The 12,000-nt window shown below is 73.0% G+C and carries 11 protein-coding genes and 1 pseudogene; 2 read left to right on the forward strand and 10 right to left on the reverse strand.

What is annotated here, in order from left to right:
• Positions 1 to 109 precede the first annotated feature (109 nt).
• From AB0O91_RS40690 to AB0O91_RS40735, 10 genes and pseudogenes are all read right to left on the reverse strand, one after another.
• Positions 110 to 718, reverse strand: coding sequence for a hypothetical protein (locus AB0O91_RS40690; protein ID WP_363444471.1), 609 nt, complete (start codon positions 716 to 718; stop codon positions 110 to 112).
• Between the two features lie 169 nt (positions 719 to 887).
• Entirely contained in the window at positions 888 to 3,173 is a 2,286-nt protein-coding gene (locus AB0O91_RS40695) for a Helicase associated domain protein (RefSeq protein ID WP_363444474.1), read from the reverse strand.
• A gap of 74 nt (positions 3,174 to 3,247) precedes the next feature.
• Positions 3,248 to 3,538 carry a hypothetical protein gene (locus tag AB0O91_RS40700; protein WP_363444477.1) on the reverse strand — a complete coding sequence of 97 codons (291 nt, stop codon included), beginning with the start codon at positions 3,536 to 3,538 and terminating at the stop codon, positions 3,248 to 3,250.
• The gene (locus AB0O91_RS40705) at positions 3,535 to 4,242 is read right to left on the reverse strand and encodes a helix-turn-helix domain containing protein (RefSeq protein WP_363444480.1); all 708 of its coding nucleotides are present in this window, start codon (positions 4,240 to 4,242) and stop codon (positions 3,535 to 3,537) included. Before AB0O91_RS40705 ends, AB0O91_RS40700 begins: the two co-directional genes overlap by 4 nt.
• A complete protein-coding gene (locus AB0O91_RS40710; protein WP_363444483.1) occupies positions 4,239 to 6,446 on the reverse strand; it encodes a hypothetical protein in 2,208 nt (735 codons plus the stop codon). Before AB0O91_RS40710 ends, AB0O91_RS40705 begins: the two co-directional genes overlap by 4 nt.
• A gap of 7 nt (positions 6,447 to 6,453) precedes the next feature.
• The gene (locus tag AB0O91_RS40715; protein WP_363444486.1) at positions 6,454 to 6,801 is read right to left on the reverse strand and encodes a helix-turn-helix domain-containing protein; all 348 of its coding nucleotides are present in this window, start codon (positions 6,799 to 6,801) and stop codon (positions 6,454 to 6,456) included.
• Positions 6,802 to 7,005: 204 nt separating this feature from the next.
• Positions 7,006 to 7,380, reverse strand: coding sequence for a hypothetical protein (locus tag AB0O91_RS40720; protein ID WP_363444489.1), 375 nt, complete (start codon positions 7,378 to 7,380; stop codon positions 7,006 to 7,008).
• A gap of 256 nt (positions 7,381 to 7,636) precedes the next feature.
• Positions 7,637 to 7,933 (reverse strand): annotated as a pseudogene (locus tag AB0O91_RS40725) (helix-turn-helix transcriptional regulator); the annotation flags it as partial.
• 226 nt (positions 7,934 to 8,159) lie between these two features.
• Positions 8,160 to 8,744 carry a hypothetical protein gene (locus AB0O91_RS40730; protein ID WP_363444492.1) on the reverse strand — a complete coding sequence of 195 codons (585 nt, stop codon included), beginning with the start codon at positions 8,742 to 8,744 and terminating at the stop codon, positions 8,160 to 8,162.
• Between the two features lie 39 nt (positions 8,745 to 8,783).
• Positions 8,784 to 9,143, reverse strand: coding sequence for a hypothetical protein (locus tag AB0O91_RS40735; RefSeq protein ID WP_363444495.1), 360 nt, complete (start codon positions 9,141 to 9,143; stop codon positions 8,784 to 8,786).
• A gap of 659 nt (positions 9,144 to 9,802) precedes the next feature.
• Here AB0O91_RS40735 and AB0O91_RS40740 point away from each other — a divergent pair.
• Both AB0O91_RS40740 and AB0O91_RS40745 read left to right on the forward strand, forming a co-directional pair.
• Positions 9,803 to 10,036: a hypothetical protein gene (locus tag AB0O91_RS40740; protein ID WP_363444498.1), complete on the forward strand. Its 234-nt coding sequence runs from the start codon at positions 9,803 to 9,805 to the stop codon at positions 10,034 to 10,036.
• Between the two features lie 449 nt (positions 10,037 to 10,485).
• Positions 10,486 to 11,841: an ALF repeat-containing protein gene (locus AB0O91_RS40745; protein ID WP_363444501.1), complete on the forward strand. Its 1,356-nt coding sequence runs from the start codon at positions 10,486 to 10,488 to the stop codon at positions 11,839 to 11,841.
• The last annotated feature ends 159 nt before the right edge of the window (positions 11,842 to 12,000 follow it).

Raw genomic sequence — 12,000 nt, forward strand, 5'->3', positions numbered from 1 at the left:
GGGCGCTGGCCATCGCGACGATCCGCCCGGTGTGCACGTCCATCACGACGGCGGCGCCGGAGTCGGCCTGGCCCGACTTCGGTCGGGCCCCGCCACCGTGTTCCGCCGCTCAGCCCAGCGTGCAGGCGAGCTGCGCCTTGACCGCGTTCCGGAGGTCTTCCTGGGCGCGGCACTGGCCGCTGTAGACGTCCTGGAACTGGGGGCTGATGAGGTGGACGTTCACGATCTCGGTCACGATGTTGACGTTCCCCTGGGCCACGATGGTGTTGTGCGCCACCGCCACCTGTCCCGTCGGGGCCGTCTGGGCGCCGATGACGCCGCCCTCGCCGTAGATCAGGTTGGTGATCTTGGTGTAGATGGTCACCTCCTTGCCCTGGATGGTGTTGCCGACGATGGCGACCGACCAGTCCTTGTAGTTGCGCTGCCAGGCGTAGCGGGTCCGCTGGTTCAGGGCCTGCACGGCGCCGTACCCGACCACGGCCACCCAGCGGTGCGGGAGCAGCGGGCGCCCGGCCGGGTGGTCGCGGGGCTTCGCGGGCTCTCCCGACTGCACGGCCTCGTACAGGTCCAGGGCCCCCGCGTTCAGGCGGTCCGCCGCCGAAACCGCCCGGGGCGCGGCGCTGGCCGGCGCGGCGATGCCACCGGTGACGGCGAAGGCCGCGAGCGCGGCGACCGCGACCGTCTTCCACTTCCCGCCGGGCCGCTGACTGATGGCCATCCTGTTACTCCTCGTTCGCGTCCGTTCAACGGGCGCTCATCACACCGACGCACCCGCCGCCGGGCACCCCCGGCATGCGCCACTGTCGCCGACCCGTCGACCGGTACACATCAGTCATTTGACTGCTGCGCGCCCCCGGCGTCGCCGCTGCCTTGTCCGCGGCCCGGGTTCAGGCGGTGTGCAGGGCGTCCAGGAGGGCGGTCTGCTGGTCGGTCAGCTTCCCGTCGGTACGGGCCTTGTCCTGTTTGCGCAGCCAGGTGCCGGGCCGGAAGGCGGGGTCGTCGGCGAGGCCGGTGCGGTTGGCGGGGCCGGTGAGGGTGCCGCCGGCGGCGAGGTAGGCGAGCAGGCGGCGGTAGGAGCGGTTCCAGTCCGGTTCCAGGCGCCACAGTTCGTCCAGCGCGTCGAGCTTGGCGGCCTGGTCGGGGTTGAGGCCCGCGGCCTTGCGCTGGCGGCGCATCCACGCGCCCACTGCGTAGTCGTCCAGCTTCGCGGTCGCCGGGATCGCGAGGTGGCCGTGGGTGCGGTGGAAGGCGGTGGCGTAGGCGTGGCCGCGCTCCCAGGCGTTGGCGTGCTTGGACCAGATCATGCCGAGCGCGTCCAGCTCGGACACCCGGACCGGGTCGAGCAAGTGCTGTGCGCCCAGGTGGCGTTGGCGGACGAGCCAGGAGACCAGCTCGCCGTGCTCCTCGCGGTCGGTGGGGTCGAGGTGGCCGTGCTGGAGGTGGAAGGCGGCGGCGACGGCGTGCATGCGCTGCCACTCGGTCGCCCGCGGGTTGAATACGCGGAGTCTCACCGTCTGCAGGATCCGCGCGGCGTGCCGGCGGGCGTCGATCCGCAGCCAGTCCACCGGCGAGGCCGTCGGCGTGGGCTGCTCCCCGTCCGGCCCGGCGGCCGTGGTGGTGGTGAGGTGGGGCTGGGCGCGGTGGGCGCGCAGTTCGGTGATCCGGCCCACCACCCGGGCGTCGTGCGCGGCCAGGGCCCGCAGGACCCGCCAGATCGTCCGGAAGGAGCCGGCCTCGATCTCGGCGTCGGCGTCCGCCCTCACCGCCGCGGTGTCGTCGCCGACCGGCGGGGTCGGGAGGTGGACCGGGATGACGACCCAGGACACCTTGCCCTGCCGGTAGGACTGGCGCAGCGCGCGGCCGACGGCCTGGACGATGTCGATGACGCTCGACTTGGGGTCGGCGAAGCAGACGGCGTCGACGGCGGCGACGTCGATGCCCTCGGTCAGCAGGCGGGAGTTGCAGATGATGCAGCACTGCTCGCCGTCCTCGCCGGTGGAGGCCCTGAACGTCGCGAACGCGGCCCGGCGGTCGCGGAGCCGGTCAGTGCCGGCCACCGCCAGCGCGGTCAGCCGCTCGGGGCGGTCCGCGTCCTCGAGCAGGGCGGCGGCCGCGGGCAGGGTCTCCGCGAACTCCCGTGCGCCGGACACCCGGGAGTGGAAGGTGATCACCCGTCTCAGGTCCAGGTCCGCGACCGCGCGCAGCACCGCGATCTGCAGGGCCAGGCGCAGCAGGTCCTCGTTGGTGCGCTGGGAGCGCAGGTCGGCGACGGCGGGCAGGTTGAGGAGGTCGCGCAGGTCGTCGTCGGTGACGACGGGGACCAGGACGCGGTAGTCGGCGAGGTAGCCGTGCTCGATGCCCTGGCCGAGGGTCCAGGTGAACACGGTCTTGCCGTAGACCTCCTCGTCGTCCATCGAGCACAGGGCGGGCAGCTTCTCGGCGCCGTCGGCGAGGTCGGCGAGGTCGGTGAGGTCGGCGAGGCCGTCCTTCGCGCGCCGGTCGTCGGCGATCCGCGGGGTCGCGGTGAAGTACAGGCGCCTGCGGGCGGCCACCCGGCCGTCCTGGTGGACGGCGGCCCAGGCCTTGCCCTCCGCTCCGGCCGTGCGGTGGGCCTCGTCGACGACCACCAGGTCCCAGGCCGGCAGGCCGAACTGCTGGTGGGCCTGGACGATCCGCTCCAGGGACGCGTAGGTGGCGTACACGGTCACCGGCTCGACGGGCCCGGCGGAGGCGACCAGGTCGGCGATCCGGACGGCCTGCGTCGACACCTGCGCGCGGATCCGGCCGCCCGCCTCCGCGCTCTCCAACGCCTCCTCCCGCGAACACGCCGCCACCGCCAACCCCCGGCGCCCGCCCCGCAGCGACCACGCCTCCGCCGTCTGCTCCAGCAGCTCGATCGTCGGCACCAGCACCAGCACCCGCCCCCGCGCCGCCAACCGGCGGGCGCAGCCGGCGGCGATCAGCGTCTTGCCGGAGCCGGTCGCCGCGACCACCGTCGCCCGCCCGCCGTCCTTCACCGCGCGCACCGCGGCCGCGACGGCGTCCTTCTGGAACCAGTGCAGCGGCAGTGGGTTCACGGCGGTGCCGGACGGCTGGGCCGGGAGCGGCGCCCGGGCGCGGGGCCCGGTCGGTACGTCCTGCTCGGCGGTGGCTGTGGCGGCGGTGGTCTCCACGGCGGTGCTTCTCCTTCGTTACCCGGGAGCGCGGGGTGGTGCGGCAGGCGGGTGGTCGGGCGGCCGGGCGGGGATCAGTCCGGGTAGGCGTAGGGGTTGAGGGCGTCGATCAGGCTCTCCACCAGGTCGCCGTACGGTGTGGTCTCCCAGTCGGCGTCGAAGCAGTGCTCGGTGAGGAGGACGTCGGCGAGCCCGTCGGTCAGCTCCTCGGCGTCCGCCTCTGCGGGCGGTGTGTCCGGGTCGAGGACCACGCCGCGTGCCCCGGCGACGCGGCGCAGCAGGGTGAGTTTCTCGTCGGAGCCGGTGAACCAGCCGGGACGTCCGTCGTGCGGGGCGCTCGGGTGGCCGTTGTGCGGGGCGCTCATCGGCCCTCCTCGGGGATCCAGCCGCGGACTTCGAGGTAGGCGATGTCGGCGTCCTGGACGGCGCGGCCGGTCTCCACCAGCCATTCCCGCATCGCCTCGGTGACGTCGCCGTGGTGGTCGGCGACCCGGCGGGACCATTCGGCGGCGTCGAAGCCGCCGGTGGAGGCGGAGCCGTAGGTGCGCTCCTCGGTGCCGTCGGCGCGGGGGATGAAGCCGCGGCGGATGCCTCCGGAGTCCTGCTCGGATCCGGCGGAGTGGACGTACTGGTCGGCCTTCATCCGGACGGTGAAGGCCAGGCGGCCGCCGGCCTGGCCGGTCTCGTGGACGACGGGGGCGAGGTGGGAGGCGCCGGAGCGGATGGCCTGGCGTCCGGCGCGGCCGGCCATGCTGCCGCCGGCCTCGCCCACGGTGTCCTTGCCGCGCACCCGCGCCTTCTGCCCGGACTTCGTACGGCGGCGGTCGGTGTTCGCCTCGGCGATCCCGGCCAGCACCTCGGCATCGCGTTCGCCGCCGAGCACCGCGCGGACCAGTTGGCGCAGCGCGCCGACCATCGACGCGCCCTTGCCCTTGGTGAAGAACTGGCTGACCAGCGAGGCGTCGCGGCCCAGTGCCCGCGCGACCTGGCGCTTCGTGAGGCCCTGGTCGATCAGTTGCTGGGTCAGGCGGGCGGCCTCGTTCGGGTGCCGCGGGTCCGCCGGGCTCACTGGTCGGTCCCCTTCCCGGCGAGTTCGGCGCGGCCCAGGCCGCGCAGCTTCAGGTACTCGTCCTGGCTGGCCGGGTGCGGCACGGGGCCGGTGAGGTAGCCCTTGAGGAGGTAGTCGCCGGGCTCGCCGCGGTAGGGCCAGGGCTGGCGCTCGGTCAGCGCGATGCCGTCGGTGCCGAAGTAGACGACCGTGCCGGGCTTGGCGTGGAGGGCTCCGGCGTGGCCGGTGACCTCCTTGCCCTGGCGGTACTTCATGTCCAGCAGGGCGGCGCGGGCACCGGACCAGACGTAGGCGGCCCACTCGGGGTGCGCGTACGGGTCGCGGGAGAAGCCGGCCTGCCGCTGCCAGGTCACCACCGCCCCGTCCTGGCCGAGGATCTCGACGCCGGCCGGGAGCGCCTCGCCGACCGGGGTGGTGCCGGAGACCAGGCGGGGGCGCTGGGCGAAGCCGCCCAGGCCGAACAGCAGCACGCTGCGCACGGCGCGGGAGGCGAGGTAGGCCGCCTGGCGCTGCCGTTCGTCGCCGTGCATGCGGGAGAGGTTGGTCAGGTCCGCCCAGGCGGACTTGAGGCGCTTGCCCCACTCGTCCAGCGGCTTGCCGTCCTCGAAGAGCAGGCCGCCCAGGACCTCGATCCGCCATGGTGCGATGTGGTTGGACAGCGCGAGGTGGACCTCGGCGCCGCCCGCCCAGGTGGTGAACGTGGTGCCGGGCTCGGCGGGGTAGATCCAGGCGCGGTCCCCGGTGACGGGGGCGGGCAGCAGGCCGACGTGGTTCCAGCCCTGCGGGACCGTCACCTTGATGTTCCAGTGCGAGCAGGACATCAGGGCCTTGACCTGCTCGGCCTGCGTCATCGCGGCGAATCCGGCGGCGGTGATCCGGCACGGGGTGCCGACCGGGGACTTCCACAGGTGCTTGGCGTAGGCGAAGGTGCGGTCGTACTCCACCAGGTCCGGGAGCTGTTCCGGGACGCGCGGGGGCAGGATCAGCTCGGTGCGGCCCTGGCCGCCGGTCGCGTGCAGCAGGCCGCGCAGGTCCTCGGACAGGACGGGGTAGCCGCCGGCCCACTTGCCGGTGGTCGGGATCGTGCGCGACCACAGGTCCCGGCCGGTCTGCGAGGGCGAGCCCATCAGGACGGCGTCGTCCCAGTGCCGGCGCAGCGCCTGCCAGAGCAGGGTGAACGCCTGACGGCAGGTGACCACGTCGGCGCCGTCCGGGTCGAACCACTCCCCCATCGAGCGGATCTCGGTGGTGCCGCTGTCGGGTGCGGCGGCGGGGGCGTAGCGGCCGACGGGCTGGCGCTGGTGGACGAAGTGGCCGGCGAGCTTGTCGCGGCCGGAGCCGACGGCGGTGGCCCAGCGCTCGGACGGGGTGTTCAGCCAGGCGGCGACGGCGTCCTTGAGGGTGGAGTGGCGCTCGGCGCCGTCGTGCCAGGGGGCGCCGGCGGTGATGTAGATCCGCTCGGTGCCGGGGGCGGCGGCGAGGACGGCGTCCAGGATGTCGCCGGGGGTGCGGACGCCGAGGTCGAGCCGGAGGACGCGGTCGCGCACCGCGAGGTCGCCGGTCGCGGCGTCCAGGAACACCGTGGCGCGGGCCTGCTGGGTGAAGTTGGGGCGTTTGGAGGCCAGTCCGGTGGTCACGGCCTCGAACCGGGCGCCCGCCGGGCCCTCGGGGAGGGCGGGCAGCTCGCGCGGCCCGGCCACCTGGGTAGGCGTGGTCGCGGGGGGCGGGTCGGCCGGTACGCCGGGTTCTGTCGCCCGGGCGGCGGGGCGGACGGCGGCCGGGGCGACCGGGGCGACCGCACTTGCGGGTTCCGCGAGCGGCCGTTCGGCGAGCGATGCTTCGGCGAGCGTCGTTTCGGCGACGGGCGCTTCAACCGGCACAGCGGGGGGCACGGGTGCGGTGTCGGGCACCGGCGCGGCGGGGGCCTGGTCGTCGGCCCGGGCGGCGGGGCGAACGGCGGCCGGGGTCGGGTCCAGCAGCGGGGCGATCCGCACGACATCGGCCAGTGTCAGCCCGGAGGCCTTCGCGACGGCCGGCGCCTGGGCACCCTCGTACGCCGCCAGCCCTGCCACCCGGCGCGCACGTTGGGCGGCGAGCTTGTCCAGCTCCTTCTGCGCGGCGGCGACGGCCTTCTCGGCGGCCGTGATCGCGGTGCGCAGCTCGCGCAGACCGGCGAGCTCGGCGGTGTACGCCTTGCGGTCCATCAGGGCGTCACTTCCCTTCCGCGTCGCCGCTGCCGGTGCCGGGGTCGGCGCTCGTGCCGAGGGGGCGGGCCCGGCGGGCGAGGGTGAGCCAGCCGTCGGCGCCCTGGGTGCCGTGGAGGTCGGCCAGGCCCGCGAGCAGGAACGCGTAGGCGCCGCGCCGGGGGGCCCGCGGCTGCGCGGTGCCGTTCTCCCACTTGGCGAACGTCTCCCGCCGGGTGTTCAGCGCCTCGGCCACCTCGACCTGGGTCAGACCGGCGGCCTTGCGCAGCCGTTCCCGCTCCGCCGGCTCCGGCAGGTCACCGCCGTCCCGCGCCTTGGCCAGCAGCGCGTCCACCGCCGCGAAGATCTCGGACATCACATACCTCCCGTTCGAAAAGGTAGCGCATGACCGCTCTTCAAACACAACGCTGTTCATCGCATAACCATCGCACTGGAGACCGCATATGACCCTCGCCGGGCCTGGCCCGGCGATCCGTTCGTCACGTGGTCTTGGCTGCTGACCCAGAGCACAGCTTCTCTGGGCAAGGGCGCGTCGGCGGGAGTTGCAGGGGGTGCGGGTTCAGCAGTACGTCTCGATGAAGAGGAGAACGCGGCCGTCGTCCGCGGTGAATTCGTACGCCTCGTGGATCGGCAGGTCGTCGGCACCGAACCGAGCGCGCGCTTCAAGCCAGGCGGCCGGGCGCTCGGCCGCTGTCAGGAAGCGGGGAAGCCACCACCCGACCTGTTCGTCGTAGTAGGTGCCCATCGACATCATGTCGGCCTCGACGGAGAGCCGCTTGGCCCTGCGGGGGTCCAGCGGTCCGCGGGTGAGCCGCCAGTAACAGCAGTCGGCGTCAGTGAAGCCGCGGGCCGTCACGGGCGGGTCGACAGACGTACCACCCGGCTCCTCCGCCGCTGGTGGAGACAGTGCCGCCACCATCTCGGCGAGGGTCACGGCGCGCTTCTGCTTCCTTGACACCGGCACAGGATGTCAGACCCCGTTGACCATCGGCCAAGATCATGTGGCAAAGGACAGCCAGCGTGCCGGCAGATACGTACGCCCGCCCCGGTCAGCTCCCGGGGCCGGGCCGAGGCAGGAGCAGTCCTACGGCAACCGGCCAGGTGCACAACCCCGTCCCGCGGCAACGCATGGTGCAGATCCCCCGCCGGACCCTGGAACAGCCCGGCCGGCAGGAGGTGGTGCCGGCGGCGCGCAGCCCGGTGCGTTCCATGCGGCGCCAGTCGGTGTACATCGAGTCGACTGCGCGTGCGGCGGCGATCAGGTCGGGGACCTGGTCGGCGGCGCCGCACGCGGTGCACCAGGCGCGCAGGTCGTCCTCGGAGGGGGCCGACTTGCCGTTCTGGATCCGGGAGGTCTTCGCCGGGTGCCACCCGCAGCGGGCGGACAGCTCGTCGCCGGTCAGGCCCGCGTCCTTGCGCAGGGCCACCAGGCGGTCGGCGAGCGCCTTGCGGGCCTCGATGACGCTGGACGACGGTGACGACGACATGGTGCTGGCTGCCCTGCAGGTGATCGGTGGTGGTGGACGGTCGGTCGATCTTGGTCAGACGAGGTACTGCGCATGCGGATCCTTGCGCCTCCACCGTTCCGCTGCGCCGACAGGCGGTCAAGAGCGTGCGGGCGCAGCCGGGCGTGCGGCCGGAGACGTTCGCGCGTGCGCAGTTGGGGAGCCCAGGCCGTACGCCGACACGGGGAACTGGCGTCGTGCCGGGTGTTCAGGACTTCTGCGGGTCGGGCCCGTGGTCTCCACCGCGGGAGAAGTCGTCCATGGAGCGAACCTTCTTCTGCAGCTCTTCTCCCCAGAGCGAGAGATCTGCGGGCTCCAGTACCGGGTTACGTGATGTGTGGTGCCCGGAGAGCGCGAACCCGAAGCCCGGCTCGTCCGAGACGCAGAACCAGCCGTATTCCGTCTCCAGCTCTCTCGCACGCACGGCCACACCCTCGACCAGAACCTCGGCCGGACACCAACCGTCCGCGCCCGGCATGCATTTGGGCATCAGCTCTTCATCGGCCCGACGGAAGAAGTCGGCGTCCCCGGCTGCTTTCTCCGCTCCCAGCGCATGGATATGCGCCGCCATCGCGATTCCGGCACGGTCCGAGAAGTCCTGCCCGTCGGCGCCGGAGGGGAAGGAGTGCACGAACACCCAGCCGTCCCCGAGCCCGCGGGGCAGGCCGACGCTCTGGATGCTCCACCCTTTGCCCTCCTGGAATTCCATCGTGATCCGCGCCCCGTCCAAGCGGGCCGGCATCCGGGCATCGCAATCCCATACGGGGAAGTTCACTTCAGGGCCGTCGGTCATGACATGCTCCTTCGGTTGCGGTCCGACCTTCAGTGTCGATCACACGTCGACGCTCTGGTAGTAGTCCGTGCCCTGCGGCCCCAGCACTCGAAGGGTCCAGTGTCCCGGGGTCGGGCACAGGGAGAAGGTCGAGGTCGTCGCGCTTCCCGTGCCGGTCCCGACCCGGGGCCCCTCCACGGTGGCACCGTTCTTGTCCAGATACGCGGTTACCTGAACGTTCCCGGTCCAACCGTTCGTCCACCCCTTGCCCGCCAGAACGCCGTTGCTGTAGGTGAGGCTTCCTCCGGTATGGCCGTCCGCGGCCTGCGCTGCCGGTGCTATGAAGAGGACCGCGCCCGACGCCAGTGCGGCGGGCACCATCCATACCTTCACCATTCCTCGTACCTTGCCCATGTCCATCAACCTGCCTGTCACTCAGTTCCGATCAGCAGCAACGCGGATGCCGAAAGGGAAGCGGGGTCTCGTGGCGTCTTGAAGCACACTAGGCATCGGTGGCACCCGGCACACCGGCTGAACGTCAAAACAGGCAGTAGGTCCTCTCGGATAGAGCCCTGTAACCCCTAGCGGATGAAAGCGGGTTCAAGCGCGTCGGGGCGTTCCTGTCGCCCTTTTTCGCGATGATTCCGCCGGCCTGGTCCTCGCCTCTCCCCCAGCCGGTGGCGCCGCGGGGTGGGGCCGCCGGGCAGTGCGCCACCCGTCACGCCGTCGTCGCGCAGCATCAGGTTGCCGGGATCTCGTGTCCGCTCCTGCTCTGCGCGCCGGCTCTCCTGATGGCTGCGCTGGCGAGACCTGGCAGCACTTGTCGGCGAATTCCCGAGGGCGGTTGCCGAGATGTAGCAGCGCTCGGGTCGTCTCGCTCGACTGGAAGTCGGTGGAACAGCGCGCCGGGCATGGACCATGATCTGTCCGTGGAAAGAGTTGTTGATCTTGACGAGGCCGTCACAGAAATAGCTGTTCGAGCGCCCGGGTGGCGGGCCGGTGATCTGACGGTGGGCCCGGTGACCTGGCGCGATGGAGCCGCTCCTTGGCCTCCGCGGCTTGAGACGGACAGGTCGTTGGTGATCGATCCCGACTCCGTCGGTGTGCTCATCTCGGGTCCGGTGGAGGCCGAGCTGTCGGTGGTGCTGTTCCGTGGCGGCTGGGCTGATGTCGACTTCGTCGCCGGCACGGACGACGCCGGCGCCTTTCCGGCCTCGGGCATCGCTTCGGCTCGGGAGTTCGGCGTCCGGCTCGACGGCTGGGTGGCCCGTGTGTTCGGGCGGACCGCCAGTTCGGGCGGACCGACCCCGTGATGGAGTCGGATCGATTGGGGAGGCTCCGGGGGGGGCGGGCGACCGTGCCCCCGGTCCAGTGGATCCACCAGGCCGCCGTGCGCCGGCCCACGTACGACGCCCGAGGGTGGGGCGGGCGCTGGCGAGCCGTCCTCCGGGCCCTTGTTCCCCGGACGCCGGTTGGGCCGTGGCCACCCCCGCGCAGACCGGGAGGTCTGCCGTTCCGTTTCCAGTACTGGACGCTCCGGTGTCCGCCCCACCACGCCACACCGTAGACACCCCCGCTGACACACCCGGGCTCAGTGGCCGGAGGGCGGCAGCCGAGGCGGAGACGCGGGGCGGATCCGGGCAGTCGAGGGCTGGTTGAGGGCGTGTATGTATTCGGTAGGGGAAATGTAAAAGATGATCTATGCTGCCGGGGTTCATGATTCTCATGCGAAGCAAGGGTTTGCGCATTGAAGCTTCCCCGGGTGTCCGCCGTCGTCGCGGCCGCTGTCCTGGCCCCCGCCGTCCTCTTCCCCTCGTCGGCCTCCGCCGCCGCCCCGCAGCCCGGCGGTGTGTCCGGTCCTGACACCGCCTCCGGTTCCGCGCCGGACACCGCTGCCGGGGAGGCACCGAAGGACACCGCAGGGGGTACGGCCAAGGACGCCGGCGCCGACGACCAGGAGAAGAAGGACCGCGCCGAAGTGCAGCGGATCCTCGACGACCCGGCGAGCGGCCCCAAGGCGCGTGAACTGGCGCAGAAGGCGCTCGCGGGCGACGCCGCCGACCTGCGGCACTTCCTGACGGCCGAGTTGGAGGGCGCCCGCCAGACCGACAACCGGGTGCTGATCGCCCGGATCGAGGACGGCGGCGGCCCGGCCGTGCGCAAGGCCGCCGACAAGGCGCTGCGCGGCACCTACCAGGACATCCTGGACTTCCTCAGCAGCGGTCAGTACGTCGCCCGCGCCGAGGACCAGGACCGCGCCGAGGTCGGGCGCATCCTGGCCGACCCGGACAGCGGGCCGGGCGTGCGCGCGGCGGCCGCGAAGGCGCTCAAGGGCACCGCCGCCGACGTGCGGACCTTCCTGGCGGTCGACCTGGCCAAGCAGCGGGGCGACGACAACCGGGTCAAGGTCTCCCAGATCATGGCCTCCGGCGGCCGCGCCGTGCGCGAGGCGGCGAGCAAGGCGCTGGACGGCGGCGACGCGGCGATCCTCACGTTCCTCGCCAAGGGCTGGCCCGCCGCCCGGGCCGAGGACGACCGGGTCGCGATCCTGGTCGTCCTCGCGAACAAGGAGAACGGACGCCACGTCGTCGAGGGCGCCCAGAAGGCCCTCAGCGGCACCCCCGCCGACCTGCGGACCTTCCTGGAGACCGAGCTGCCGCGGCTGCGCGCCAGCGACAACCGGATCAAGGTCTCCCAGCTCGTCGAGACCGGTGGGCCGGCCGTGCGCAAGGCCGCGCTGGCCGCCCTGGAGGGCGACGACGACGCCGTCACGGCCTTCCTCACCGACGGCTGGGCCAAGGCCCGCACGGAAGACGAGGCCGCGGCCAAGAACACCACCGGCACCGGCGGCGCCACCGCCGGTCAGGGAGCCGACCGGCAGGGCCAGGGCGCGCAGCAGGGGGGCGTCCAGCCCGCCGGTCTCACCGGGACCACCACGGGCGGCACCGTCGGCACGCGAAGCACGGGCACGGACGCGGGCACCGGCCACACCGGCACCGGCTCGCTCGCCGCGACCGGCACCGACGGGATCGGTTGGGAGGCCGGCGGCGCCGCGGCCGCCCTGGCCGCGGGCGCCGCGCTGGTCGCGCTCTCCCGCCGCCGCACCACCGAGGACTGACACCGGGGCACCCCTGCCCGCCGGTCGTCGACCGGCGGACGGGCGCAGCGCGTGCTTCCGGTTCCGGTCAGCCGATGGGGAGTTCGTTGGGGCGGGACTCGATGGCGTCGAGGGTGGCGAGGGTCGCGGCGTCGAGGGTGATCCCGCCGGCCGCCGTGT

The organism is Kitasatospora sp. NPDC089797 (assembly GCF_040684795.1).
GTDB lineage: Bacteria > Actinomycetota > Actinomycetes > Streptomycetales > Streptomycetaceae > Kitasatospora.